The 1881-nt window shown below is 71.1% G+C and carries 2 protein-coding genes; both read left to right on the top strand.

Going from position 1 to position 1881, the window contains the following annotated elements:
• Window positions 1–581 (top strand): type VI secretion system baseplate subunit TssE (tssE, locus tag P409_RS33155; protein ID WP_343285539.1); only part of this gene is annotated, 581 nt, incomplete at its 5' end.
• Window positions 574–1809, top strand: coding sequence for a type VI secretion system baseplate subunit TssF (gene tssF / locus P409_RS33150; RefSeq protein WP_052121676.1), 1236 nt, complete (start codon window positions 574–576; stop codon window positions 1807–1809). The genes tssE and tssF, both read left to right, overlap by 8 nt.
• Window positions 1810–1881 lie beyond the last annotated feature (72 nt).

Here is a 1881-nt window from a genome sequence, read left to right as displayed (position 1 = left end):
GCTGGCTGGCCGGCGAGACCGCGGTGCCGATCCTGCACGGCGCGGCACTTCGCGGCCCGGCCGGCGGCCTGAGCCCGGCACCGGCCATGGCCAGGGACGATACCGCCCTCCTCCTCTCGCTGCTCGACCGCCTCTTGGCCGACGAGGCCGAGCCGGTCATGCGCAGCGGCGTCCGCCGCACCGCGCAGTCGCTGGCCGAGATCCGCAACGGCGTGCGGCGGGATCTGGAGAACCTGCTGAACACCCGGGCCCGGCCGCTGGGCTGGCAGCCGGCCTGGACCGAGCTGGCTTCGGCCCTGCCCGGCTACGGCATCCCGGACTTCACCGCCATGCCGATGACCTCGGCCGAGGACCGCGAGCGCTTCCGCGCCGTGATCGAGCAGACGATCCGCCGCTTCGAGCCGCGCTTCCGCAGCGTCAGCGTCCGGCTGCTGGAGAATGCCGAGGGGCTGGACCGCACCCTGCGCCTGCGCGTGGACGCGCTGATGCATGCCGATCCGACGCCCGAGCCGATGACCTTCGATTCGGTGCTGGAGCCGGTCAACCGCAGCTTTTCGGTGACGACGCGCGGCCATGGCTGAAGAGCTTCTCGCCCATTATCAGCGCGAGCTGACCTATATCCGCCGCCTGGCCGGCGAGTTCGCCGCCGCGCACCCGACCATCGCCGGCCGGCTGCGGCTGAGCGGCGAGGCGACGGACGACCCCTTCGTCGCCCGGCTGATCGAGGCCTTCGCCTATCTCAACGCCCGCGTCCGCACCAAGCTGGACGACGACTTCCCCGAGCTGACCGATGCCCTGATCGGCATCCTGTACCCGCACTACCTGTCGCCGATCCCGTCGATGACGATCGCGCGCTTCGACTGCGCGCCGGACCTGACCGCGGCCTATGAGCTGCCGGCGGGCTTCGAGGTGAACACCGAGACGGTGGCGGGCGACACCTGCCTGTTCCGCACCGCCTATCCGGTGACGCTTTGGCCGATCGCGCTCGATGCCGTGGCCTTCGGCGCCCGGCCGATGGCGGCGCCGCCCAACCCGCGCGCCGCCGGCACCACCGCGATCCTGCGCATCGGGCTGAAATGCCTGGGCGATTCGGTCACCTTCTCGTCGCTCGGCCTCGACCGGCTGCGCTTCTACCTGTCGGGGCCGGCGCAGCAGGCGCTGCCGCTGTACGAGCTGATCCACAACAACTGCGTCTCGGTGGCGCTGGCCGAGGGGCCGACCGACCCGAACCCGGTGATCCTGCCGCCGCGGTCGATCAAGCCGGTCGGCTTCGCGGCGGATGAGGGGCTGCTGCCCTACCCCGCCCGCTCCCATCTCGGCTACCGGCTGATCAGCGAGTATTTCGCCTTTCCGGAGAAGTTCCTGTTCTTCGACCTGGAGGGAATCGAGGCCAAGACGCTGATGCAGTCCGGCAAGCGGCTGGAGATCTTCCTCTACCTGAACCGGACCTCCGCCGACCTGGAGCGCAGCATCGGCGTCGAATCCCTGGCCATCGGCTGCAGCCCGATGGTCAACCTGTTCCCGCTGCGGGCCGAGCCGATCGCCGTCAACCAGGCGACGGCCGACTACCGGGTGGTGCCGGATTCGCGGCGGCCGATGGCCACCGAGGTCTACTCCATCGTCGGGGTCGAGGGGTCGGACTCGCAGGGCCAGTCGACCCGCTTCGAGCCGTTCTACGCCATGCGACCGGGCGGGCGCCGAGCCTATTGGCATGCCGACCGGCGGCCGGGGCGTCCCGGCGACCCCGGCACCGAGGTGTTCCTGTCGCTGGTCGACGAGGCCTTCGACCCGGCCGCCCGGCCGGCATGACCCTGTCGACCGAGATCCTGTGCCTGAACCGCGACCTGCCCAGCCGCCTGCCTTTCGGCGGCGGCCATCCGC

The organism is Inquilinus limosus MP06 (assembly GCF_000767795.1).
Classification (GTDB): Bacteria; Pseudomonadota; Alphaproteobacteria; order DSM-16000; family Inquilinaceae; genus Inquilinus; species Inquilinus limosus_E.
Note: the sequence above shows the minus strand (reverse complement) of the source record. Positions and strands in the feature narration are given on the sequence as shown.